This window comes from Psychrobacter sp. H29 (genome assembly GCF_059073055.1).
Window position 1 is genome coordinate 2,976,041 of the sequence record NZ_JCACRY010000001.1, and the last position, 16,990, is coordinate 2,993,030.

Consider the following 16,990-nt stretch of genomic DNA (forward strand, 5'->3'; position numbering starts at 1 on the left):
ATCGCTTGATAAACAACCAGTTTGCTGAAAAAACTGGCTTGTCGAATAAACTGAGCTATTGAACGAACTGGGTCGGCAAGAAGAATGTACGTGCATCTGACTGCTGGCGTAGCTCGATAAGCAGCGTTTGCATATCTTCAGCAGGATCTTGATTGTTGATTAGGTTATCAAACAGCTCATTGGCAACGGTAGTCATCGCGACCACGCTTTGCAGCAAATGCTCAATGATATCATTATCAATACCGACGGCTTCAACGTCGATAGCGTTTTTGTAGCGAATCTCCCCATCATTGATATCCATCTCTAAATTACCGATCAGCATGTCATAATTGATCTGGGTGATGAGTAGTAGTGCCGCGTTTTGATGACTCTCTGGTATCAAAAATGGCAAGATACCATAAACGGCCAGCAGCTTATTTTTTTCTTGCACACGAAACAGATAACCACAATTGACCTGTTTGTGGCGCATTCTCAAGGATAAGTGATGTGATTGCTGGCTATCATTCGTCTTGGGTCGATAATGTGTATAGTGCCATTGCTTATCGCTGAAATATTGTTTTAAGCAGTCGACAATGGGCGTGTCACTGGGGCGCTGTGTTTCTGCTACTGAATGATCAGGCTTTAGACGAGAGGAGTTTATTTGCTCACGGACTTGGCTGGCATCTGGTTCAGAGGTAGCGGCAGAGGAGTTATTATCAGTAGTCTCAGAACTACGGGCAATGACATTAGTGGATATATCAGTTTTATCGTTAGCAGTGTTAGCATGGTGGTCAGCGTTACTATCAGCGAGTGATAAAGCTGCTTGCTCACCTGTACCATCGATGACCGACTGCGGCGCGGATGCAGTCAGTAACCGTTTGATTTTTTGCCACAGGCTGAGTTTGTTGCGTTGACTCATAATAGTATGCTGACAAGTAAGTGAAGTTAAAATAGCAAACAAGCAAAACGACAGCTTAATCTTGGTTCAGCGCGAGTCCTTCTTTAATAGTAGGCTGCGCATAAAATGCTTCTAGCATGTCACGTAGATGAGCGGTAAACCAAGGCGTATCAATAGCATCGTTGACGATAGGCAGTAGCGCAGCACTACATTGACGCATCGCATCGTCATCAATGTGCAGACCCGCAGCGATAGTCGCCATCGTGTCAGACTGATGGTTGGCATACCATGTGTCGATACTTGCTGACACCAAGCTGTGCAAATACGGTGATACTCTGAGACGGTTGTAGCTTTGCTGAATACTGGCTTCGATATGATCAATACTACTATCGCCAGGCTCATCGCTTAGATAGGTTTGCAGCTCGCTGATCGGTTGATCTTTGATACGATCCCAGCCCATGACCATTAGACGCGCCACCTCTTTATTCGATAAGTGTTCTTGTGCATTAACTTCGGCTTTTCGTGTCAAATCTTTAATATTACGATGCAAATACGTCTGCAGCTTTTCATCGAGGTTTCTATTGGTTGCCTTCTCAAAAGAGCTGCGTCCAAGCTTCATTAATTTACCGACGCCGCCTGCTTTATCAAGTGTGGTATCCATAAAGTCATTGATAGCATGATAGAGCGTTTGGGTCAGTAGGTCTGCAAAGGTTTCGTTGCCGACTAGCGTATGAATCAATACGTTACGCTGCTGTTCATGGCTACCGATGTAATTAGCAAGGGTTTCAACTTGTACATCATCGACCAATTCAGACAAAGGCACGTTGTCATTGACTGGGTGATAAATGAGGGTGTGCAAAATATCACGTATATCTTTGCGCATTACCTCAGTCATCGGCTGATTTAATAACCAGTCCTTCATCACATGTTGTAAATGCTCGCGTTTAATATATTTGCTCAAGGGCTGCGCTCCAAACCATTGCCACGCCTCCATCGCTAGAGGTTCAGCCTGCTGATGCAGCCATTGCTGCATAAAATCAATCTGAGCATCAATCAAGCTATCTACTGTTAAATGGCTGGTTGGTGAGGTATTAGTCGTGTCGTTTTGGCTATCTGGTAAAGTCTGCATAGGTTTCAAAGTCATATTTTGAGGTCGTATTTTTTGAGGTTGTACTTTTTAAAGTCAGAGTAATCGACAATTTGTTATACTGTGTGTTTGTGGTGGTCATAGGGTATTATGCCACGAACATTACCTTTATTTGTGAGGAATGTTGACTGCCACTTGATAAATAACCAGAGGTTTGGATGACGGTTTTGGATACGCCTTTACTTACACTTGACGAGCTGACGGTTCAGCGCGGTGAGATACCGCTGTGTGAAGGGGTCTCATTGCATTTATCTGCTGGTAGTATCTGTCATCTTATTGGGGCAAATGGTACGGGAAAAACGACGTTGCTCATGCAGTTAGCAGGATTGTTGCCAGTTCTGGTAGGTGGAGTTGCTTATCAGCATCAATCGAGCTTGCCTATCCAGCCTCTTTATGTCTCGCATCAGTTGGGTATTCATCCTAATCTAACCGTCGCGCAAAATCTGACGTTCTTACTGAACTTGTATGGTATCGGCCCAAGCGCATCCGATATCGATGATGCGCTCACTTGGGTAGGTCTACAAGGGTTTGAGACGATCAGCTCAAGTCATCTGTCTGCGGGACAAACGCGGCGTATCACGCTTGCCCGCTTATATTTATTAACCCCTGATGTGACGCCATTATGGCTGCTTGATGAGCCTTTTACAGCGCTGGATGTGGATATGGTGGCGAGAATGGAGACGCGGCTATGTGACTTTGCACAGGCTGGCGGGTCGATACTCATGACCAGTCATCAGACGGTCGGTGTGGCCAATCAGGTACTCGATTTGTCAGATTATATGGTCTAAATGGGACTGCTAGCAGTACTATCAGTATAAGTAAAAGGACGAATAATGACAGACAGTCCAACGCAAGCAAACTCAGCTGCAGTGGCAAGCAAAAAACCCGTGAGTATCGTCACCACACCGCGTGGGATTGGGTTTGGTCAGCTGTGGCGCCGCGAATGGCAAGTTAAGCAGCAAGGAGCGGTGCAATGGTTGTATCCGCTAGTCTTGTTTTTAGTGATTATTACTTTATTTCCGCTAGCGGTGGGTAGTGAGCCTGCGCTGTTACAGCGCCTTGGTGTATCGGCAGTCTGGATCGCGGCATTATTGTCACTGGTCATGGGTGTTGATGGTTTATTTAAGCCTGCGCTTGATAATGGTACGCTTGCGCAATTGGTCGTCGCCAAAGCGTCACTACCGTTATGGGTGCTGATACGTCTGGTCATTCACTGGATATTTAGTAGTGGTATTGTGGCAATGCTGAGCTTGCTTGCGGTGCCTTTGTTTCAGCTGAGCTGGTTTGAGGCATGGGTGTTGATGGCATCTATCGTGACAGGCAGTCCGATGCTGTTGATGCTATCAGCAGTCGCCAGTAGCCTGACACTATCACTAAAGAATGGTGCAGTGCTGGTGCCTTTGATTGCGTTGCCTATGCAGTTACCCGTATTGATTTTTGCGACAGGCGCGGTCGACTTATTTGCCACGGGACTTAACGGTTTGCCCATATTAGCACTACTATTGGCAGGAAGCATTATCTCAGTATTGGTGATGCCTTGGGTGATTGCAACAACCCTCAAAATGTCATGGCTCAATTAACTAGAATGTCCAAAACCCCGTAGTCCAAATCCAGCGTATTAACATCGTGTTGAAAACGGGCAATTTTGCTATAATAGTCTATTGAATACGTACACAGATCTTTGTAGATTCTATCCAGTGTTTAACGCCAGCAGGTGAGCCAATAGGAGTGCTTTTTTGCACTATATCGGTCAAAACCAGTAAGCTGTGTAATAGGTTTATTCTCATGCCCAACCTGAATAACGTCTCATCTCCTAGCTTGTGGCAGCGCATTTGGCAGGGTTTCTTGACCACTGTAGGCACCAAGCAGTTTTTTCGTATTTTTGGCCCTTGGGTCAAGTGGCTTGCGATATTAGCCAGTATCTGTTTGCTCATTGGTAGTGTATGGGGCCTTGCTTTTGCGCCGCCTGATTATCTTCAGGGTAATAGCTATCGCATTATCTTTATCCATGTGCCAGCGGCCAGTCTTGCTATTTCTATCTATTTTTCTCTTGCGGTTCTGGGAGTGATTTATTTGGTATGGAAGATTAAGACTGCCAGCTTAGTCGCGCAGGCGCTTGCTCCGATGGGGTTTTTGCTATGCGTTATCAGTTTACTCACAGGTTCTATTTGGGCAAAGCCGACATGGGGCACCTATTGGGTATGGGATGCACGCCTTACGTCGATGCTCATATTAGCGTTTTTATACGCGGGCGTCATGGCGCTATTTGCTGCTTTTGAACATACCGCCAATCGTGGTAAAGCAGCCGCAATACTATCCATCGTAGGCGCAGTGAACCTGCCTATTATCAAGTACTCAGTGGAGTGGTGGAACACTTTGCATCAAGGGGCGACCTTTAGTTTGACGGCAGCACCCAAAATGTCGGCAGATATGTGGATGCCGCTACTACTAATGATTATCGGCAGCTATTTACTGGTTGCGACATTAGCGATTTATCGTACCAATACGCTGATTTTAAACCGTGATCAAGGCAAGGCATGGGTCAAAGAATACATTCGTAGTCAACACAAGTAACGGTTAGGAATATACTATGCAGCCCTACTTTTATAGCATATCTGAGTTCATTGCCATGGGTAAGCATGGAGTTTTTGTATGGACATGCTGGGCGATTACCGTCGGTGTAATATTGGCTTTTATCATCTACAGTCGTAGACAACGTCAAGCGCTCATCAAACAGCTCACTATCCAACAAGCGCGCCAGGCACAACGCACTACCAAAACACAAACACCTGCTACCAAAAATTTTGAATAAAAAGAGATCTTAATAAAAAGGGCTCTGAATAAAAAATTATTTTAATATCATGGTTTTACTGTAAGGCACCGTATCCTTAAACTGACAAAAATATGACTTTATAGGCAATGATGAGGCTTATTGATTTGTCTGAAAAATGCTACCATATAGCGATTAGATAAGTACGATTAGAAAGACATTTTCAGAACGTTTTTCTAATGGTAGTTTCTTCAAATTTTTCTGTTTGATAGACGGATTATGGTTTATAAAACAGCGACTCGTTGATGGGGTAGTGGTATGAATGCAGTTCGTAGGAAAAAACTGACGTGGGTTATGTTTACGCTGGCAGGTGCGGCCGTAGCTGTTATGTTGGTTATTTATGCTATCGGGCAGCAAACTGACTACTACTTTGATGCGACTGCCATTGCTCAAGGTGAAGCGCCTCAAGACAAACGTATTCGTGCTGGTGGTATGGTGGTTGCAGGTAGTGTGCAGCGCGCAGCGGATAATCCTCTAAATGTCGAGTTTGCGATCACTGATTTTCAATCGACAGTACCCGTGACTTATCAAGGTATTTTGCCAGATTTGTTTGCTGAAAACTCAGGCGTGGTCGCCACTGGCAAAATGCAAGGCGAAACCTTTGTGGCAGGTGAAGTATTGGCTAAGCATGACGAAAATTACATGCCACCAGAAGTTGCCAAGTCTATGAAAGAAAACAATCGTAGCGGGGCAGTGCCTTCCTCTGAGCAATATAACCCTGCCGTAAAAATTCACGAGACTGACACGCTACAACAGTAGTGGCTGTATGCATTTAAGCTATAGAGTATATAAAATATACAATATGTAAAAAAAAAAGCCACCGATGATCGGTGGCTTTTTTTGTTTTACATTCAACCAATTAACGAAGTACTCGCCATATTAGTCATCCCATACAGGAGTATAATCAGGATGCTCAATCTTACGACCATCAGAGCTTGCAAGCTTACCAATTTTTTCTAGCTCGTCTGCACTCAGCTCTACCTTGGTAGCATCTAAATTGCCTTGCAAGTGATCAGGATTCGAGGTTTTTGGGATAGCAACGCGGTGCTTGTCTGATAGTATCCATGCCAACGATATTTGCGCTGGTGTTACATCGTGGTTGTCAGCAATCTCTTTGATAATATCGTTGTCAAACACATCACCACGCGCTAATGGTGAGTAGGCTTCTAGCAAGATATGGTGATTATTCAAAAAGGTTTGTAGTATGTCTTGCTTAATGAACGGATGAAACTCTACTTGGTTCACTACGATAGGCACATCAGCATGTTTTTTGGCTTCAATAATATTGGCAATATTAAAGTTTGAGACACCGATGTGACGTGTCAAACCCTGCTTTTGTAACTCGCACAACGCAGGAATAGTTTCAGACAATGGTACGCGGTCGTCAGGCCAGTGTAGTAGCAATAGATCGACATAGTCTACGCCCAGATTTTCTAATGATTTTTGCGCAGCAGCCTTTAGCTTCTCTGGCTCAAACTTCATATCGTCAGGAAAAATCTTGGTAGTCAAAAAGAATTTATCGCGAGCCACCCCTGATTGTTTGATACCTTCACCTACTTCTTTTTCATTGTCGTAAGCTTGGGCGGTATCGATATGCTCGTAACCCATCTGTAGGCCTTTTTTGACCACATCGATACAGTCTTGTCCTGTTGACTGCCACGTGCCCAATCCTAGAACGGGAATGTTTGCTTGTCCAGCGGTACGAATATTATAGCTTTTAGCACTCATATTATTATCCTTGTTCTATTTGTAGTTTCTATTGTTATTGATTAATTTCGATGTAATTACTGATAGTAAGGCAATCGGTATTATTTGATAGGCTTAGTTAAAGCGATAAAAAGTTTGTTCGATCATCATTTCTAAAAAGTCGATATTTAATTGTCGATGCTTCACTAATCAGTCTCGTCCACTATAAGAAAAACGAGCACAAAGTGGAAGGTCGAGTGACGCAACCCTACAAAGGGCAAACAGGCTGTAACGTGACTTTTAACAATCAGATGGGTCCATACTAGCTATACAATAATAAAAAAGTTTAATAGTTATTGACATAAAAAAACGTCCATCACTATCAAGTGAGGGACGTTCATAATCATAAATGCACCCAAGCACTTAAAGCCTAAGTACTTACGATTTGGATATGCAGTCTAAGTCTTACTGAGCAGCTGCTTCTGGAGCGTCAGCGCTTTCAGTTTCGGCAGTGCTCATATGTGCGCTGTGATCAGTGCCCCATATTTTTGGGTACTTGTAGCCAGGGAACGTTTCGTGAGCGTACTTTTTAAAAGCTTCTGAGTTATAAGCATTGGTAACATCCTCAACCCATTTCTTACCAGTATCAGCAGATTTGATTGCTGACCAGTTGACATAAGCAAAGCTTGGCTCTTGGAACAATGCTTCAGTCAGCTCGATACCAGAGTCAGTAGCATAGTTGCCGTTGATTACTGCAAAGTCTACTTCGTCACGTGCACGTGGCAGCTGGGCTGCTTCTAGCTCAACGATTTCAATATCGTATTTGCTGTTGTCAGCGATATCTGCTTTTGATGCAGTTAGCGGATCGATATCGTCTTTGAGTGTAATCCAGCCAAGATCATCCATCATGACCAACGCACGGGCAAAGTTGCTTGGATCGTTAGGCGCAGAAACACTCATGCCTTTAAATGCAGCATCAAGGCTGTCTTTTTTACCAGAGTAGATGCCAAGTGGTGCAGTTGGTACTTGGAACACTTCGACGAGATCAAGATTGTTCTCTGTCTTGAAGGTATCGAGGTACGGCTTGTGCTGGAAGATGTTGATATCCAAATCGCCTTCAGCCAATGCAAGGTTAGGACGCACATAGTCAGTAAATGCAATTAGCTCAACTTCATAACCTTGTGCTTCAAGTGTACCTTTCACTTGGTTACGAACCATATCAGCAAAATCGCCTTCAGTGGTACCGATAACGATTTTGGTATGTTCAGGATCGATATCGCTAGCGGCAGTTTCAGCAGTTGATCCTTCGGTGACTGGTTCTTTGGTCGCTTCTGGCGCTGATGAATTGCTGCAACCAACCAAGACCAAACCTGATACACCAAGAGCGGCAAATGCGCTGGCCAACTGACGGCTGATATCTGTTAATTTCATAATATGTCCTTAATAATGAATGGGATTAAATAAAATGTTTATTGTCTAAACATTAAAAAAGCAACATTATAAATAGTAATGCTGCTTTTTATGAGCGCTGAGATGGGATTGAGTGTTGCCAAAAATAAACCTAGTCGCTCGTAATGTCAAGTATTCTCTAAAGCGGTTTAACGTTTGTCCAAACGATTGGCAAGCCAGTTACCAGAGGCTTGAATTGATATGACCATGATCGATAGTACAATCACAATAAAAATCATGACTTCGGTTTGATAGCGATAATAGCCATAACGAATGGCCAAGTCACCCAAACCACCGCCGCCGATCATACCTGCCGCCGCCGAATAAGACAGCAAGCTGATACAAAGAATAGTCACTGACAGTACTAAGCCTGAGCGTGCTTCATTGAGCAATACTTTGATAATAGTAAAAGGCCTGGCGCCCATCGACTCAGTGGCTTCAATGATACCGCGCGGCACTTCACGTAGGTTTTGCTCGACCAAGCGCGCAAAATAAAACGATCCTGCAATTGCCAGTACCAATGATGCCGCAATAGGACCAATACCTGTGCCAACAATAGCCTTGGTAAACGGACTCATCGCAATCATCAAAATTACAAATGGGAAGGCACGCATAAAGTTGGTGATACCACCAAGTACACCGTACAGTGTCTTGTTTTGCAAAAACTGTCGATCACTAGACAAAAACAAGAATACGCCAAACAGTCCACCGATGATGATGGCTACCGTGGTCGAGATACCAAGCATGATAAAGGTATCAACGAACGCGTTCATAATCTCTTTACGTAGAACAAGCAGCTTGTCTATAGAGGCGGATAATTCAGTACCAGTTAACATATCTATTTCTCCTGCCTCATTAGTCCTCAATGACTAAACCTTTGCCAATTGGGGTGGTTGCCTGAATCAGACCATCTTGTACATCGGCTACTTCTAACAACTGACCTTGATGCAATAATGCGGCACGATCGCAAAGCCGGCGTATCACACTCATCTCATGAGTTACGATAACGATAGTCACGCCAAGTTGCTCATTGATATCGCGCAAACAGGTGAGTAGACTGCGAGTCGTTGCAGGATCTAGTGCACTGGTTGGCTCATCGGCCAATAGTACTTTTGGGCTCGGGGCAATTGCACGGGCAATACCGACACGTTGTTTTTGTCCACCTGATAGTTGAGCAGGGTAATGACCTGCTCGATCAGTCAAATCTACGATTTCAAGACAGTCCATGACGCGCTTATGAATATCACGACTAGGATAGCCTGACACTCTCAAATTAAATGCGACATTGTCAAAGACAGTATGATTAGACATCAAATTGAACTGCTGAAAAATCATACCAATATTATGACGGGCAATACGCAGTTCACTAGCAGATAACGTGGTCAAGTCAGTACCATCTATCATGACTTGACCTGAGTCTGGACGTTCAAGCATATTGATGAGACGCAATAAGGTCGATTTGCCTGCACCTGAATAACCCATTAGACCAAAAATTTCGCCTTGCTTGATCTTTAGAGACGTCGGCTCAACAGCAGTAAACCAATGCGGTTTGCCGTCTTTGTCTTTGATTGAGCGGTCGCTTAAAAAACTTTTGGTCACATCGTTTAAGACAATCATGTCGTTCATGGAGGGCTCAAAATTTAATAAATTTTTTGTGATTATTATGCGTCGTTATGGCTCTATCGCTATGCGAGGAGCCTAACTAAAACAACGACGGCCAATAACCGTATAATAAGGGGCGGTAATATAGCATATTATCTGGCACTTTGGATATGCACATCCGTGTCCAGCTTATGATGAATAGCTATTAAGGATAGGGCGTTTGGAAGGTAGAAGGGGCAGTAATACAATGAAAATCGTTATACTCTTAATATAAGTGATCAATCATGCTGATGATAATGAGGATCGTGCTTGACAGGTATAGCAACCAAGAACCGAGTATGACCATTTAGCGTATCGGTAGTGATGCGACCTTGATGTGCGGTGACAATTTGTGAAACCAGCGATAAACCTAAGCCAGAACCTTTGTTCTTCTGCTGTAAGCGTACGAATGGGCTAAACACTTCCTCGCGTTTCTCTTCAGGGATACCTGTCCCTTCATCAATCACTGCCAGTACTGCATATTTAGGTAGCGGGCGTACAGGTTCCGCTTTTGCCTTTTTCATATGCTTGGCAAAAAGTCCTTCTTTGCGCGGCGGCGCTGATATGCCATTGCTGTTTTTAGTATTAGTTTTAGCGCTGTCTTTACTGGCATTTTTAGTGTTAGCTGTTTCATTGAGCATATTTTCAGTGTTCTGCTGACGGTGACTCTCGAGAGAGTCTTTGCTAATGAATGTTTTGTTATCTGTAGGCTGGAGTGTACCATTAGGAATAGGGTGGTCAGTATTTTTAGTAGTTGCTTCGGAGTCAGAGTCAGGAACAGCTTTCCACATTACTTTTTTGACTCTATCAGTCAACTCATTGGTGAAGCTATGGTAGTTCGCAAGTAATGACGAGTCATTAACCGATTTTGGCATACCTAAATGGTTTGCTGAGCCTCTACTAGTATCAGTATTATCTTCTGTCAGAGTAGTATCTGTACTATCGCTAGTCGTTGTATTGGTATCTATATGAGTATCTATGTCTTCACTAACGAGCACGTTTTCACCGTTCATATATATCGGCGGTGCTGGTAACTTATCTATGAGGTCGACTGATTCAGGTTTATCAGTATCGTTTCGCTCATAATTATCATAGCCATCATGTTCACTTGGATTATTTTGATGGTTCGCAGTGACATCAGTCTGATTGTCATAAGAATCAAATTCCAAGCTATTATAATCAGTGAAACTGTTGGCGAGTACCGTTTGCAACAGATAATCAGGGACTACTCCAGCGTCTTCGATAGTTTGAACCCCATAAAGAAGCACAGTGACAGGCGGCTTGCCATGCAGCATAGCATTGGTCAATAGATTACGGATGAGGTGAGTCAACATTGATGATTGACCATCAATCATAATGTGCTCACCAATCAAGGTCGCTTCAGGATAGTGTTGACGCTCTTGATTGATAAGGTCATATAAGTCTAAATCTTCAATCTGTTGCAAGGCATGGCCCGCATCTAGACGACTGACCAATAAGATACTCTCTACCAAGTCATTGAGCCCCGATAAGTCTCGAGTGATGGCATGAGCGCGCTTATCAAATTTGGCTTTGGTATCAGTTGGCAACGCACCAGCTAACATGTCCATCATTTCGATCTGTAAGCGAATACGCGTGATGGGTGTACGTAACTCATGGGAGGCATGTGCCAGTAATAAGTTATTGGCATCGACAAGATGCTCAATTTTTTGCGCTGCTTGGTTGAAGCCTCGTGCGAGTGAAGCGATTTCATCATTACCCCGAGCATTCACGCGAACCGTAAAATCGCCATCACCCAGTTGAGTCATCTGCTGGCTCAACTGATCGATGCGCCAGGTCATGGTACGGGCTATGAGCCAGAGAACACCTGCCATAATGATGAGCAGTAATAGAGTACCAGTAAACAGATTTAGCGCAGCAGACAACACAGGTTTTTTGGGTGGCAAACGTGATTCATACAGTAGCGTATAGCCCGTACTACTATATACTTGCGCCTGTTTGGTAGGCGGAGTATCTGCGAACGAAGGAAAAACACGTGAAAACAAAGAAGGCGTAGGCGGTAATTCTAGTGGTAAGTCACTGTTGTCAGTCTGCATGAGCATCCGACCTTCACTGTCGTACAAGCCCATTTTTGCTTGAAGAGACTCATCAAAAATATCAAAGCTTTTTTTGACAACAGCGAGCATGAACCGCGACTGTAGACGGTTGTCTTTACTAATAGAGATATTTAATTCATGTAAAAATGGATCGATTTGTCCTAAGATCTGCGTCGCTAATATCTCCGACCGTATGCCTGCATCTTTGTCATGGACCAATTGGGTCAACAACACCATCGCTACGGCAAACAAAGTAAGTGCCAGCATGACGCTGGCAAATAACTTGGCAAATACGGAACGAAAACCCAATTGCTGCATTAAACAATCTCTACTATCGGACGCTGATGTGGACTGGTACGTCTGAGCTTAACAAGTTACTGATTGATCCACTGTATTAGATCAAACTTGATCAGTAGCAAATTGATAGCCAACGCCGCGTACCGTGATGATGCGTTTTGGTTGACGCGGATTGTCTTCAATCAGAGCGCGCAGACGCGAGATATGGACGTCAATAGCACGGTCGATATTGTCTGAGCTGTCATCATTTGGCATTGCCTGCCATAGCTGCTCGCGATTTAATACCTTGCCAGAGTGAGTGGCAAAATAATGCAGCAGTTGGAACTGATGCGTTGTCAGACGTACAGGCTCATCATCGATAGTCACTTCATGGCTATCAGGGAACACACTTAAACGACCAAAAGTTAGGCTATCTGACTGGCTGTCTGCCTGATTTGGCTGTTCGTGACGACGAATGACAGCACGAATACGAGCGAGAAGCTCGCGTGGCTCAAAAGGCTTGGCGATATAATCATCAGCACCCATCTCCAGACCTAGTACACGGTCAGTGGTATCACCTTTCGCAGTTAGCATGATGATAGGTACTTTGTTGGTCATATTGTTTTTGTTGCCACGGATTTTTTGGCACACTTGCATACCATCCATATCAGGCAGCATCAAGTCCAGTACGACCAAATCAATATCACGCTCTTTGGTATCTAATAGATCGAGACCTTCTTGACCAAGACCAGCATGATGTACGTCATAGTAGTTCATGGTCAAATAGTCACTAATCAGCTCTGCTAAATCTGGATCGTCTTCAATCAATAAAATCTGCTTGCTCATGGGATATCCTCTAGTTGTTGTTATGATCTGCTAAAACTCTAATATGCGCTAATTGCTTAATTATGATAATTGCTCTAATGACTTTTGTTCTAAAGCAGTTAAATCATCAATACAATTAAACAGACAAAATAATTAAACAGGCGAGCCTCTAAGTTTTCAAATGTCTAAAAGACTAAGCCATCATGTAAAGGCTATCTAAAATACTCGGTTAACGCTATATAAGGTACGTCATAGTGCCTAATTATGCTGTTACAAAACAAGAGAGGCTTTGTTAATGTTTCTACATAATGTAACTGACGCGATAAGCTGCTACGACACGATGACTCTTTTCCCTTCAGAATCAACAGGTAAATCAGCCAAACAAATTAAACTATCGTTACTCACCCCAGCGATCAAATACTGCTGAGTGGTCGGATCGTACTCAACAACTTCGATAGGCTGACGTGTCAAGCGCTGATCTTGCCCAATAACCCAAACATTAGCAGCCAACGGTCTAAGTGGCATATATGGCGGTTTCTGTAACTCTGTTAAGTCAACATCATGCAACGCGCGCTTGGGTACGATTGTACCGACATCTATTTGTCCGTAGTTGACTCGCCCAGTGACTTTCATCTCTGGCAGTAGCTTGTCACGGCTGGCTTCATTGTCAATGACATTGACATAAACCAAGAGTTTTTTTGGTTGGCTGGTTGGAACCAGTTTACTGACTTGTCCTGTAAATTTATCAGTCATACTCTCGACCGTAAAATTAACGGTTTGACCCACTGAAAGCTGTGGCTCTGCTTGTATAGGTAGGGTCGCTACAAAATGCAGTTTGGTTTCATCACTAAGTTGCAATAACGAGGCGCGCGCTATCATTTTTTGACCAGCTTTAGCATTTAGGTTTTCTACGCGACCTGAAAAACTAGCATGTATGGTAATCAGGTTGTATTGTCCACTTGGTGTTGCGGCGCTATCGTCTACGCTGTTGCTATCGGATTCATTGTTGATAGATCCGCTGTTGTTAGCGTTATTGCTGTCAGCGTCATTGCTATTAGCGATATCGTCAGCCTTTACTGTTATTGAGTCTGTCGCTGGTGACTTTACGTTATTGGTGGTTTCTTTTGCGACCGCAATATCTTTGTCTTTAGTTGGCTGTACAGCTTTGGTATTTGAGTTAGTATTTACCTGCTGTTTGTCTGCTAGCGTTGGGTCTTTGATTGCATTGGCTGCCGTATCATTGTCTGTAGATGCTACATCGTTAGCAGTACCTAAACGCCTAAAAACAAGCAGCGGTGCCCCTTTCTCTACCCATTGTCCTTCACTGACCAAGGTTTTTTCGATGGTTATAGGATGTACTGCTACAAACGAGGTCTGTTTAATAGGTTCGATATTGCCTTGCAGACCAAGACTTGGCTGATATCGTGAAGGTTTTACACTGAGTATATGATCTGGTGTCATGGTGACGCTATCACTGGTAATGACAAGCGGCGTATCTATAGCGGCTTCGTTTTCAGCAACGGCTGACTCACTATTGGATGGTGACGGCTGGCAGGCAGCGAGCAATAAAGCACCAAGCAAGTACAGGCTTTTTTTCGAATGTTTATAGGCTGTCATAGCAGTTACCATTATAGTCATTACCTTAATTATATAGTGAATTGTCACGCGGTGGAATGAGTACAACCTACTTGCCAAACTTAAGTAGGTTAGGCCCTGTCGCCAGATTAGCAACAGAAGTCATTGATTTGTCAGATAAGAACAGTCGTTTTTGATACTCAACAGTTTGAATATTAATTCGTGAATAACTGGAAAAGGGTCAATAACTGTGCTAAAACAAACATAATAAAATACACTGATACATTTTTATCACAAATGCAAATTATTCAGCAATGTGGCTATTGATTCTATATAATGCAAAAGTATCGTAAATTTGTTTACTACATTGATTTGATTACTTTGCTTTGGCGATGATTGATTTTAAAATATGCCTAAAAATATGTCCAAGTGTCTTCAGCGCTCACATGAGTTTGATTGATATCCACAAACAAGAGTAGGGTGACAAGCCCAATATACTAAGAATAACGCTCGATTTTGTGAGCTTATTAATTGCAAAGTGCGTATAGTAACCAATGTTGACGCTGTGTTTGATGGGCAGACACTGATAAAAGATAGTCACTGTCAAAATAAGTTTTGATAAATGTTTAATCTTCTATATCGTTTTAATGCTGACTGTCGTTACGGTTTGAGATTAATAGTCAAGACTTTATATAGACAGAAGGGCGTTACGTACAAATAGTCGTTCATAGGATAATGATAATGGAAAATAATTTTGATGGTCTAAAGGTAATGGTAATTGATGACTCAAAAACCATTCGCCGTACCGCAGAAACCTTGCTACAAAAGGCAGGCTGTGAAGTAGTAACCGCTATAGATGGTTTCGATGCTTTAGCAAAAATTGTTGATAACAATCCAGACATTATTTTCGTCGATATTATGATGCCTCGTTTGGATGGTTATCAGACTTGCGCATTGATAAAAAACAACCCAGATTACGCCAATAAGCCTGTAATTATGTTGTCGTCTAAAGATGGTTTGTTTGATAAAGCACGTGGTCGTATTGTCGGGTCTGACGAGTATTTGACCAAACCATTTAGTAAAGATGAGCTTTTTGATGCTATCAATCAGTACCGCTAGTCAGGTATAGCTAGACTTAACCGTAATGATTGTTAAGATTGGAAGTGATTGCTCAATTTTTGAGTAATTATGATAAAAAATATACCGCCAATAAATTTTGGGTATTGTTTTCAATCGTTTTACTTCAACAATATATCCTCATGGATATCTTAGAAATAAAGGAAATCCCTATGGCTACAGTTTTAGTCATTGACGACTCGCCATCAGAAATGGCGAAATTTCGCGACATGCTTGCCAAAAATAATTTTCAAGTACTAGAAGCTTCAAATGGCGAGCAAGGCTGTCAAATGGCTGCTGATCATTTGCCAGATGTTATTTTGATGGATGTGGTTATGCCTGAGATGAACGGCTTTCAAGCCACGCGAAAGATTACTCGTGGCAAAACAACTGCGCATATTCCCGTCATTATGATCAGTACCAAAAATCAGGAAACCGATAGAGTTTGGGGCAAACGCCAAGGCGCTAAAGAGTATATGAGTAAACCAGTTGACGAAAATGGATTGGTCAATATGATTCGCAAAGTGATGGAGTAACTTGTGGCTTCTAGAGGATTTATTGAGCTTCTGCGTATAGCAGATTTGGCACGTGCGCGTAAAAGTGGTCGCCGCGGTGGTCAAGCGTTTGATTGGCAGGGTGTGGTATTTGAAATTGGTGGGCAACGCTTGGTTGCCCCTATGGGTCAGGTATCAGAGGTGTTGTCCATGCCAGAATACACAAGCTTACCTCTAGTAAAGCCTTGGATGCTAGGTATTGCCAATATCCGTGGACGTTTGTTACCGCTCACGGATTTGTCACATTTTTTGCAAGTTCCGAGTCGACTGTCTCAGTTAAGCCAGCGAAAAGTTATGGTTATTGACCATGATAATAGTTTTTCAGGACTACTGGTCGATCAAGTGCTCGGTATCGAGCAGTTTACTCAGGATCAGTACCGCCCAGAAGCGATTGATCCTAATTCACCATTTGCACCTTATAACCATGGTAAGTTTTTGAAAGAAGAGCAAGAGTGGTATGTTTTCATGCCAAGCTTGCTTGCACAGGATCTACAATATTCAGATGCTGCAATATAGTAATCGACAATAGAATACCTGTCTGTGAAGTAATGGCAGATTAATAGCGACTGACACGATTTAGTGAAATGTCAGCATTTATACAGGCTTTGCTAATCATTGTTTTGATAACAATAAGATTGTCAAAGTCAGTCACGATAAGACTTTGACGATTGTTTGAAAGGAATATGCAAGATGAGTGATGTTATAAGAAAACCTGTAGCTGGTATGAATAATACAACAGCGGACGGTAAAGATGCTAATAATACATGGAAGCTGTTATTAGGGTTTTTCGTTTTATTGAGCATAGCCTGCCTGATCTGGCTGATCAATTCGCTATCATCAGTGAGTCAGTATTTTGGTAGCTTTAATCAGTCTGTTATCTTACCAGCCGTGATATTTGCGGTTGGTGCCCTAGGTATTATGTTTGCCTCGTATCAGTTG

Annotated in this window: 17 protein-coding genes; 8 read left to right on the top strand and 9 right to left on the bottom strand. The window is 42.9% G+C overall.

All coding sequences use genetic code 11. The features are described 5' to 3' along the window. Positions 1-55: 55 nt before the first annotated feature. Both AC5JP1_RS12180 and AC5JP1_RS12185 read right to left on the bottom strand, forming a co-directional pair. Positions 56-898, bottom strand: coding sequence for a type III secretion system chaperone family protein (locus tag AC5JP1_RS12180; RefSeq protein ID WP_493844294.1), 843 nt, complete (start codon positions 896-898; stop codon positions 56-58). 55 nt (positions 899-953) lie between these two features. Beyond that, a complete protein-coding gene (locus AC5JP1_RS12185; protein WP_493844295.1) occupies positions 954-2,021 on the bottom strand; it encodes a hypothetical protein in 1,068 nt (355 codons plus the stop codon). 161 nt (positions 2,022-2,182) lie between these two features. Here AC5JP1_RS12185 and ccmA point away from each other — a divergent pair, with 161 nt between their 5' ends. The 5 genes from ccmA to ccmE all read left to right on the top strand — a co-directional run bounded on the left by ccmA (position 2,183) and on the right by ccmE (position 5,613). After that, positions 2,183-2,812, top strand: a complete 630-nt coding sequence (gene ccmA, locus AC5JP1_RS12190) for a heme ABC exporter ATP-binding protein CcmA (RefSeq protein WP_493844296.1) — start codon at positions 2,183-2,185, stop codon at positions 2,810-2,812. 45 nt (positions 2,813-2,857) lie between these two features. After that, a complete protein-coding gene (locus AC5JP1_RS12195; RefSeq protein ID WP_372863650.1) occupies positions 2,858-3,604 on the top strand; it encodes a heme exporter protein CcmB in 747 nt (248 codons plus the stop codon). A gap of 205 nt (positions 3,605-3,809) precedes the next feature. After that, positions 3,810-4,598, top strand: a complete 789-nt coding sequence (ccmC, locus tag AC5JP1_RS12200; RefSeq protein ID WP_319050922.1) for a heme ABC transporter permease CcmC — start codon at positions 3,810-3,812, stop codon at positions 4,596-4,598. Between the two features lie 16 nt (positions 4,599-4,614). Further along, positions 4,615-4,836, top strand: coding sequence for a heme exporter protein CcmD (gene ccmD, locus AC5JP1_RS12205; RefSeq protein WP_319050921.1), 222 nt, complete (start codon positions 4,615-4,617; stop codon positions 4,834-4,836). Positions 4,837-5,112: 276 nt separating this feature from the next. Beyond that, positions 5,113-5,613 (top strand): cytochrome c maturation protein CcmE, encoded by a 501-nt coding sequence (gene ccmE, locus AC5JP1_RS12210; protein ID WP_319050920.1) that lies wholly within the window; start codon positions 5,113-5,115, stop codon positions 5,611-5,613. A gap of 120 nt (positions 5,614-5,733) precedes the next feature. Here the strand turns inward: ccmE and AC5JP1_RS12215 are convergent, their stop codons facing one another. The 7 genes from AC5JP1_RS12215 to AC5JP1_RS12245 all read right to left on the bottom strand — a co-directional run bounded on the left by AC5JP1_RS12215 (position 5,734) and on the right by AC5JP1_RS12245 (position 14,423). Further along, a complete protein-coding gene (locus AC5JP1_RS12215; protein ID WP_493844297.1) occupies positions 5,734-6,582 on the bottom strand; it encodes an aldo/keto reductase in 849 nt (282 codons plus the stop codon). A gap of 423 nt (positions 6,583-7,005) precedes the next feature. Further along, on the bottom strand, positions 7,006-7,971 hold the full coding sequence (locus AC5JP1_RS12220) for a MetQ/NlpA family ABC transporter substrate-binding protein (protein WP_493844298.1): 966 nt from the start codon (positions 7,969-7,971) through the stop codon (positions 7,006-7,008). A 167-nt stretch (positions 7,972-8,138) separates the two neighbouring features. Next, positions 8,139-8,825: a methionine ABC transporter permease gene (locus tag AC5JP1_RS12225; RefSeq protein WP_493844299.1), complete on the bottom strand. Its 687-nt coding sequence runs from the start codon at positions 8,823-8,825 to the stop codon at positions 8,139-8,141. A 19-nt stretch (positions 8,826-8,844) separates the two neighbouring features. After that, on the bottom strand, positions 8,845-9,615 hold the full coding sequence (locus AC5JP1_RS12230; RefSeq protein WP_493844300.1) for a methionine ABC transporter ATP-binding protein: 771 nt from the start codon (positions 9,613-9,615) through the stop codon (positions 8,845-8,847). 254 nt (positions 9,616-9,869) lie between these two features. After that, positions 9,870-12,023 (bottom strand): ATP-binding protein, encoded by a 2,154-nt coding sequence (locus AC5JP1_RS12235; RefSeq protein ID WP_493844301.1) that lies wholly within the window; start codon positions 12,021-12,023, stop codon positions 9,870-9,872. Positions 12,024-12,104: 81 nt separating this feature from the next. Next, positions 12,105-12,827 (bottom strand): response regulator transcription factor, encoded by a 723-nt coding sequence (locus AC5JP1_RS12240; protein ID WP_058025471.1) that lies wholly within the window; start codon positions 12,825-12,827, stop codon positions 12,105-12,107. Positions 12,828-13,136: 309 nt separating this feature from the next. Then, entirely contained in the window at positions 13,137-14,423 is a 1,287-nt protein-coding gene (locus AC5JP1_RS12245; RefSeq protein WP_493844302.1) for an efflux RND transporter periplasmic adaptor subunit, read from the bottom strand. A gap of 699 nt (positions 14,424-15,122) precedes the next feature. Between AC5JP1_RS12245 and pilG the strand changes: the two genes are divergently transcribed. The 3 genes from pilG to AC5JP1_RS12260 all read left to right on the top strand — a co-directional run bounded on the left by pilG (position 15,123) and on the right by AC5JP1_RS12260 (position 16,567). After that, positions 15,123-15,500, top strand: a complete 378-nt coding sequence (pilG, locus tag AC5JP1_RS12250; protein ID WP_114701589.1) for a twitching motility response regulator PilG — start codon at positions 15,123-15,125, stop codon at positions 15,498-15,500. Positions 15,501-15,670: 170 nt separating this feature from the next. Beyond that, positions 15,671-16,033, top strand: coding sequence for a response regulator (locus tag AC5JP1_RS12255; protein ID WP_319050912.1), 363 nt, complete (start codon positions 15,671-15,673; stop codon positions 16,031-16,033). Positions 16,034-16,036: 3 nt separating this feature from the next. After that, positions 16,037-16,567: a chemotaxis protein CheW gene (locus AC5JP1_RS12260; protein ID WP_493844303.1), complete on the top strand. Its 531-nt coding sequence runs from the start codon at positions 16,037-16,039 to the stop codon at positions 16,565-16,567. Positions 16,568-16,990 lie beyond the last annotated feature (423 nt).